General features: G+C 62.2%; 7 protein-coding genes. All 7 read right to left on the reverse strand.

The genetic code is table 11. The features are described 5' to 3' along the window. On the reverse strand, window positions 1-1,369 hold a 1,369-nt coding region (locus tag H6B10_RS11005), incomplete at its 3' end, for a chromosome segregation SMC family protein (RefSeq protein ID WP_204651650.1). A gap of 9 nt (window positions 1,370-1,378) precedes the next feature. Further along, a complete protein-coding gene (gene rnc, locus H6B10_RS11010) occupies window positions 1,379-2,056 on the reverse strand; it encodes a ribonuclease III (protein ID WP_204651651.1) in 678 nt (225 codons plus the stop codon). Window positions 2,057-2,087: 31 nt separating this feature from the next. Then, on the reverse strand, window positions 2,088-3,104 hold the full coding sequence (gene plsX / locus H6B10_RS11015) for a phosphate acyltransferase PlsX (RefSeq protein WP_204651652.1): 1,017 nt from the start codon (window positions 3,102-3,104) through the stop codon (window positions 2,088-2,090). After that, window positions 3,104-4,414 (reverse strand): methylenetetrahydrofolate--tRNA-(uracil(54)-C(5))-methyltransferase (FADH(2)-oxidizing) TrmFO, encoded by a 1,311-nt coding sequence (gene trmFO, locus H6B10_RS11020; RefSeq protein WP_204651653.1) that lies wholly within the window; start codon window positions 4,412-4,414, stop codon window positions 3,104-3,106. The genes plsX and trmFO overlap by 1 nt, the downstream gene beginning before the upstream one ends. A 45-nt stretch (window positions 4,415-4,459) precedes the next feature. Then, window positions 4,460-6,544 carry a type I DNA topoisomerase gene (topA, locus tag H6B10_RS11025; protein WP_204651654.1) on the reverse strand — a complete coding sequence of 695 codons (2,085 nt, stop codon included), beginning with the start codon at window positions 6,542-6,544 and terminating at the stop codon, window positions 4,460-4,462. A 19-nt stretch (window positions 6,545-6,563) separates the two neighbouring features. After that, a complete protein-coding gene (locus tag H6B10_RS11030) occupies window positions 6,564-7,667 on the reverse strand; it encodes a DNA-processing protein DprA (protein ID WP_204651655.1) in 1,104 nt (367 codons plus the stop codon). Continuing rightward, window positions 7,664-7,810, reverse strand: coding sequence for a TrmH family RNA methyltransferase (locus tag H6B10_RS11035; RefSeq protein WP_345941761.1), 147 nt, complete (start codon window positions 7,808-7,810; stop codon window positions 7,664-7,666). Before H6B10_RS11035 ends, H6B10_RS11030 begins: the two co-directional genes overlap by 4 nt. Window position 7,811: the final 1 nt, after the last annotated feature.

The following is a 7,811-nucleotide window of genomic DNA, read 5'->3' on the forward strand; positions in this document are numbered from 1 at the left end:
TGTCATTGCGGGTAACAGCCTCCTCGGCTTCCTGCAAGCGACGGGTGGCCCGGGCTTTCTCCGCTTCGGCGTTGTCTGCGTTGGCCTGGGTTTCCTCGGCCTGGCGCTGGGCTTCCGCCCGCCGGGCTGCGGCAGCTTCGGCAGCCGTCTGGGCCGCGGCAATGCGCACTTTGGCGCTGGTGGCGGTATCCTGCAGCCGTGCCATGGCGGCGTCGATGATATCACGGCGCTGGCCGCTGGCAGCGGCTTTTTCTTCCAGAGTCCGCAGGTTTTCCCGCAGTTCGGCAATGCGGGCATCCAGCTGGGCCAGACCGGTCTGCAGCTTCTCGATAGCGGCACGGTGTTCTTCCGCTTCCCGCTCGATGCTCTGGCGACCCTGCCCTGCCCGTTCCAGTTCCGAGGTAGCTTCATCGATGCGGAACCGGCTGTGTTCGCTCTCGTTTTTCAGAACGGCCACCTGGCTCTCGCTGCCGGCGTTTTCCTCGGTAATGGCGCGGATATCGGCGTTGGCCTGCTCCACCTGAAGCATATAGCCCTGGGCCTGTTCCCGCAAGGCATTGTTCTTGGCGTCGAACTCGTCCAGCTGGCGGCTCAAACGCTCGTAGTCGGCCTGGGCGGCCTCATACTTGCGCTGCTGGTCCCGCAAAGATTCGTTGGCGCGGCGGATGGCATCCACCCAGAGAGTCACTTCCAGGCTTTTGCGGGAAGCCGACAGTTCCAGGAACTGCTGGGCTTTCTCGCTGTCCCGTTTCAGGGGGCCAACCCGCTTTTCCAGTTCGCCCAGGATGTCCCGCAGGCGTTCCAGGTTGCCTTCGGCGGCAGCCAGCCGACGCTCGGCTTCGTTCTTGCGGTAGCGGTATTTGGCAATACCGGAAGCTTCCTCGAAAATTTCCCGCCGTTCGCCGGACTTGGCGCCCACGATCTCGGCAATACGGCCCTGGCCTACAATGGCGTAACCGTCCCGGCCGAGACCGGTGTCCAACAGCAGTTCGTAGACGTCCTTCAGGCGGACGTTCTGGCCGTTGATGGAATATTCACTTTCGCCGCTGCGGTAGTACCGGCGGCCGATGGTCACTTCCTCGGCGTCCATGTCCAGACCGTGGTCGCTGTTGTCGATGGTCAGTGCCACCGAGGCATAGCCCATGGCGCCGCGGGTCTGGGTACCGCCGAAGATAACGTCCTCCATCTTGCCGGAACCGCGCAGCTGCTTGGAGCTGGTCTCGCCCAGTACCCAGCGAATAGAGTCCGAGATATTGGATTTGCCCGAACCGTTGGGGCCTACAACACCGGTAATACCGTTGCCGATGGTGATCTTGGTACGGTCGGGAAAGGACTTAAAGCCCTGGATTTCCAGTTCTTTCAGGCGCATAGGGTCTCCTTAGCGTTTGGTCTGCAGACGGCGCAGCGCCTGCTTGGCGGCATGCTGTTCCGCCGCCTTTTTGCTGCGGCCCACACCCTCGGCCAGGCGCTCCTCGTCGCAGTAAACCGCAACGGTGAACTGCTTGGCATGGTCGGGGCCGGTCTCGCTTTCCACCTCATAGCGCAGGCGGGCATTGGGATTCTGCTGCACCACTTCCTGCAGGCGGGTCTTGTAGTCTTCTTCGGCAGTCTTGCCCTCGCTCAAGAAGGGCAGGATGAAATTGCGGGCCACTTCCAGCCCGCCGTCCAGATACAGCGCGGCGATGACAGCTTCGAAAGCGTCGGATACCACGCTGGGGCGGTTACGGCCGCCGCCCAGGTCCTCGCCGTGACCCAGGCGCAGATAATCGCCCAGGTGGATCTCGCTGGCAAACTGGAAAAGAGCGTCCTCGCTCACAAGGCTGGCGCGCATCCGGGTCAGTTCACCCTCGGGCCGGTCGGACTGGTGGAACAGGTAATCCGCCGCCACCACCGACAGCACGCTGTCCCCCAGAAATTCCAGCCGCTCATTGTGGGTGGTGGGGACTTTGCTTTCGTTGGCATAGCTGGTATGGGTCAGGGCAATGCGCAGCAGGGCAGGATTCTTGAACTGGTAATGCAAAACCTGCTGCAATTCTTCGGGTTTATGGGTAGGCACGGTGGGTTCTTCCTTTCTTACAGCGGCAGGGTCACGCCTGGGGTTTGGTGTCCAGGGCAGAAAGCGCAGTCTGCATAGTGCCGCACAAATCGTTGGCCACGCAGATCTTGGCCTGACGGATGGCATTCTTGATGCCCTTGGCCTTGCTGGAACCATGGGCCTTGATGACGGGCTTGGCAGCACCCAGCAGCGGTGCGCCGCCCACTTCCTCAGAGTCCATCATCCGTTTGATTTCGGACAGGCCGCCTTTGATGCCCAGATAGCTGAGCTTGGTGATGATATTCTTCAAAAAGACCTGCTTGAGCATACCCAGCAGCGTCTTGGCCACACCCTCGGTGAGTTTGAGCACCACGTTGCCCACAAAACCGTCGCAGACCACCACGTCCACGTCACCGTCCATGATGTAGCGGGGCTCGATGTTGCCTGCAAAATGGATGCAGGGGTTGGCCTTGAGCAGCTGGTGAGCTTCCCGGTAGGTGGGGGTGCCCTTGGTATCCTCGGCACCGTTGTTGACCAGCGCCACCTTGGGGTCCTTGCGGCCCATGACTTTTTCGGCATAGACGCTGCCCATGGTACCGAAGGCGTTGAGCATATCGGGGCGGCACTCGGCGTTGGCACCGCAGTCCAGCAGCAGGAAGTTCTGCTTGGCGCCGGGCATGGGGGTAGCCAGAGCCGGGCGCTTGATGCCCTTGAGGGTGCGCACGATCAGGCTGGTGCCCACGTGCAGCGCGCCGGTGGAACCGGCAGAAACAAAGGCGTCGCCCTCGCCGTTTTTGAGCATGGTCAGACCTTTGATCATGCTGGAATCAGTCTTGTGGCGGGCGGCCTTGACAGGGTCATCGTGCATGTCCACCACTTCGGAGCAGGGAATGATCTCGAAGGGGGTCAGGTCGATCTTGTTCTGGGCGGCGCAGTCTTTCAGGGCCTGCTCGTCCCCCAGCAGCGCCAGCGTCATACCGTCGCCGAATTCAGCCGCGGCCTGGGCCGCGCCCTGCAATACGCACAGCGGGGCGTTGTCGCCGCCCATGGCGTCAATCAGAATTTTCATTATACATCCTCCTGTACCCATGCTTGCATGGCCTGTTGCGCCGTCTCGGAAAGGGCGGCATAGCGCTCCCGCTTATCGCGGATGGCATCGATGTCCGGCGTGCGGGGCAAAATGCCCATATTCGCGCCCATCGGCTGGAAGTCCTTGTTGGGGGTGGTGATATATTGCAGCAGCGCGCCGCACATGGTCTGAGGCGGGGGCGGCGGCAATTCACGGCCCTGCAGCCGTGCCAGAATCTGCCGCGCTGCCAACAGGCCGCTGGCTGCGCTTGCCATATAGCCTTCAAAGCCGGTGATCTGCCCGGCAAAAAAGACGTTGGGGTGTTCTTTCAGGTATTGTTTGGTGGTCAGTACCCTGGGGCTTTCCAGGAAGGTGTTGCGATGCATGACGCCGTAGCGCACGAACTCGGCGTGTTCCAGGCCGGGAATCATCGAGAAGACCCGCTTCTGCTCGCCCCATTTCAGGTTGGTCTGGAAACCCACCAGATTATAGAGGGTGCGGGCGGTGTTCTCGGCCCGCAGCTGGACATTGGCCCAGGGACGGTGGCCGGTGCGGGGGTCCCGCAGCCCCACCGGGCGCAGGGGGCCGAACCGGATGGTATCGGCACCGCGGGCCGCCATGACCTCGATGGGCATACAGCCCTCGTACACGGTCAAATCCCCGTCAAAATCGTGGAGCGGGGCCCGTTCGGCGCCGATGAGCGCCGTATGGAAGGCCTCGTACTCCTCCTTATTAAAGGGACAGTTTAAGTAATCGGCTTCGCCGCGGCCATAGCGGGAAGCGGCAAACACCTTTTCGTAATCCAGACTTTCCGCCGTGACAATGGGCGCCACTGCATCATAAAAACTCAGGCGATGATCCCCCGTCAGGGCGGCGATGGCCTCGGCCAAAGCCCCTTCGGTCAAAGGACCGGACGCCACCAGTACCGGGGCACTTTCATCCAGGGCTGTGACTTCCTCCCGGTGAATGGTGATGTTGGGGTGGCGCTCCACCTCTGCGGTGACGGCTGCCGAGAACACGTCCCGGTCCACCGCCAAAGCACCGCCGGCGGCCACACGGGCAGTCTCGGCGGCAGGCAGCAGGTGGCTGCCCATGGCGCGCATTTCCAGTTTGAGCAGGCCGGAAGCCGAGTCCGGGCGTTCGGCCTTGAGGGAGTTGGAGCAGATCAGCTCCGCAAAGCCCTGGCTTTTATGGGCGGGGGAAAACTTACCGGGCTTCTGCTCATACAGGTCCACCTGCACCCCGGCGTCGGCCAGCCACAGTGCGGCTTCGCACCCGGCCAGACCGGCCCCAATGATCTTACATTGCATAGTTCCTCCACGTACAGCCGGCAGAGTACAGCTACCCTGCGCAGCTTATTTCTTTTCCACCGGTTTGGTAAATTCGCAGCCCTCTTTGGCGCAGTACAGCTGGCCCTTTTTCTTGAACAGGGTGTTGCCGCACTGGGGGCATTTTTCAGCCACCGGCTCATCCCAGGTCATAAAGTTGCACTTGGGATAGTTGCTGCAGCCGTAATAGATGCGGCCCTTGGCGCTTTTGCGCACCAGCATGTGGCCGCCGCACAAGGGGCAGATGCCGCCTGTATCCTTGACCAGCGGGTGGGCGTTGCGGCATTCCGGGAAGCCGGAACAGGCCACGAACTTACCGTACCGGCCCGACTTGATGACCATGGGACGGCCGCATTTTTCGCAGATCTCGTCGGTGGGGATGTCCTCCACCTTGACCCGCTTGCCTTCCATGTTCTTTTCGGCATTGTCCAGGCTCTTGGCAAAGCCCTGGTAAAATTCATCCACCGTCTGGACCCAGTCGGCCTTGCCGGCTTCCACCACGTCCAGCTTTTTCTCCATATCGGCACTGAATTTCACGTCCACGATCTCGGGGAACTGCTCCATCATCACCTGGTTCACCGCCTGGCCCAGAGGCGTTGTCTTGAGCTTTTTCTGGTCCTTTTCCACATAGCCGCGGTCCACGATGGTGGTGATGATGGGCGCATAGGTGGAAGGACGGCCGATGCCGTTTTCCTCCAGGGCGTGAATCAGCGTAGCTTCGGTATACAGCGGCGGCGGCTGGGTGAATTTCTGGTCCGCCGTCAGGGATTTCAGCTGCAAAACCTGGCCCTGTTCCAGTTCGGGCAGGGCGGTTTCTTTCTTCTGCTTGTCGTCGGTGGATTCTTCGTACAGCGCGGTAAAACCGTCAAAGGATACCCGGAAGCCCGAAGCGCGGAAGAGGTAATCCCCCGCCGTAATGCTGACCGACACGGTATCCTGTACACAGTCCGCCATCTGGCTGGCCATGAACCGGCTCCAGATCAGGCGGTAGAGCTTGGCGGTATCGCCGCTGATGCTCTGTTCCACCTCGTCGGGGGTCAGTTCCGGCATGGAGGGGCGGATGGCTTCGTGGGCATCCTGGGCCGCGGTGGCGGAACGGGACTTCCACTTGCGCTGGGTCTTGCAGACATAGTTATCGCCCCAGCGGCCCGCAATGAACTGCTTGGCAGCGGCGGCGGCTTCGTCGGCAATACGCAGGCTGTCGGTACGCATATAGGTGATCAGACCTACGGTGCCGTGCCCGGCAATGTCCACGCCTTCATACAGAGTCTGGGCGGCCCGCATGGTGCGGGTAGCCGAGAAACCGCAGGCGCGGCTGGCATCCTGCTGCAGCGTGGAGGTAATGAAGGGCGGCGCGGGCTGACGGCGGCGCTTGCCTTTTTCCAGCTTGGAGATCACATACTCCTTGCCGTCCAGGGATGCCACAATGGCGTCCGCCTGTTCCTTGTTGGTGACGGTGAGTTTTTTGCTGTCGGCCCCGGCGGTAAGCCGCGCCACAAAGTTGCTGCGGCTGCCCTGGGGATGCAGTGTCGCGTCGATGTTCCAGTATTCGTCGGGCTTGAAGTTTTCGATCTCGATCTCCCGGTCACGGATCAGCCGCACCGCCACGCTCTGCACACGGCCGGCGGAAAGCCCCCGGCGCACCTTGCGCCACAAAAACGGGCTGAGTTTGTAACCCACCAGACGGTCCAGTTCCCGCCGGGCCTGCTGGGCATTGAACAGGTCCATATTGATGGCCCGGGGATGGGCCATACCTTCCTTGACGCCCTTTTTGGTGATCTCGTCAAAGGTCACCCGGTTGGGCGCAGCGGGGTCCAGCCCCAGAATGTTGGCCAGGTGCCAGCTGATGGCTTCTCCTTCCCGGTCCGGGTCAGTTGCCAGCAAAACGCCGTCGCACTTTTTGGCTTCTGCTTTCAGCTCCTTGACCAGTTTCTGCTTGCCCTTGATGGTGATATATTTAGGCGCATAGCCGTTTTCCACGTCAATGCCAAGCTGGCTCGCCGGCAGGTCGCGCACATGCCCCATGCTGGCGGTGACTTTATAGTTTCGCCCCAGATATTTGCCAATGGTTTTTGCCTTGGCGGGCGATTCCACAATGACCAGTTTTGCCATAGTCTCCTCCTGATTTCCTTTATAAAGCGATGTACCGCCGCCCCGGCAGCGCCTGGGCGCCGCCGTACAGTTCCAGCTCGGTACAGGCCGCCAGCACCCGCCCTGCGGGCAGGCCGGTGGCGGCACACAGGGCGTCGATGCCCTGGGCTGTGGGGCCCAGGCTGGCGTAAACCGCCCGGGCATCGTCGCTTACCGCCTGCGGCGAAAATTCGGCCGCTTCCTCGGCGGGCTGCGGGGGTTCTTCCCCCAGCAGTTCCATTACATTGGATGCCCGGCAGAGCACACCGGCCCGATGGGTGCGCAGCAGTTCGTTGGTGCCCTGGCTCAGGGCACTGTAGATGCTGCCCGGCACCGCCAGCACCGGGCGGCCGTAGCGCTCCGCATGCCCCACCGTGTTCAGGGTACCGCTGCGCAGCCGGGCTTCGGCCACGCAGAGCACCTGTGCCTGGGCGGCAATCAGCCGGTTGCGGGCCAGAAAGGTTCCCTTTGTTTTGCCCGGGTAGCCGGGCGGATATTCACTGCAGACAGCCCCGCCGCCTTCCTCGATCTGGCGGCGCAGCGGTCCGTTGGCCGCCGGGTAGGTTTTGTCGATGGCCGTGCCCAGAAACGCCACAGTGGGCGTACCTGCCTGCACGGCAGCCCGGTGGCCTTCACTGTCCAGGCCGTCTGCCAGGCCGCTGACGATGGTGATTCCCTGCTGTGCCAGCGCAAGGGAGATTTCAAAGGCGGCCTGCCGTCCGTATACACCGGGGCGGCGGGTTCCCACCATGCCCACATAGCGCCCGCCGTTGAGGCAGGCTTTCTCGCCGGTGACATAGAGCACCAGCGGCAGATCGGGCAGTTCCCGTAGGCGGGCCGGGTAAGCTGCGTCGTCGGGAGTCAGAATTTCCACCCCCGTGAGCCGGCAGTGGTCCAACCGCTCTTCATAGTCAAAAGGGGTGGTATCCAGCAGCTGGGCGGCGGCACCTTCACTCAGGCAAAAAGGCGGTGCCTGGGTGCCGCTGCGCAGCGCTTCGTAGAGTTCCTCCGGATCAGGCCAGAGGTCCAGCAGTTCCCGGGCATACTGGCAGCCGGAACCTACGGCATCGGCCAACCAGAGCCAGGCAAGGGTTTTGTCCATCATTCCACCCCGCGGAAATGCCACAGCAGCACACTGCCCGCCACACCGGCGTTCAGGCTTTCCACACGGTCGGTCATGGGGATGCGCACCGCGGCATCGCAGGCTTCCACCGTTTCGTCCCGCAGGCCCTGCCCCTCGCTGCCAATG

Source organism: Gemmiger formicilis, assembly GCF_016901605.1.
In the GTDB taxonomy this organism is placed as follows: domain Bacteria; phylum Bacillota; class Clostridia; order Oscillospirales; family Ruminococcaceae; genus Gemmiger; species Gemmiger formicilis_B.

What these genes read in the sequence shown, in the direction of transcription:
- topA (WP_204651654.1), bottom strand. Translation starts at nt 6,544, where the DNA reads ATGGCAAAACTGGTCATTGTGGAATCGCCCGCCAAGGCAAAAACCATT.
- trmFO (WP_204651653.1), bottom strand. Translation starts at nt 4,414, where the DNA reads ATGCAATGTAAGATCATTGGGGCCGGTCTGGCCGGGTGCGAAGCCGCA.
- H6B10_RS11030 (WP_204651655.1), bottom strand. Translation starts at nt 7,667, where the DNA reads ATGATGGACAAAACCCTTGCCTGGCTCTGGTTGGCCGATGCCGTAGGT.
- plsX (WP_204651652.1), bottom strand. Translation starts at nt 3,104, where the DNA reads ATGAAAATTCTGATTGACGCCATGGGCGGCGACAACGCCCCGCTGTGC.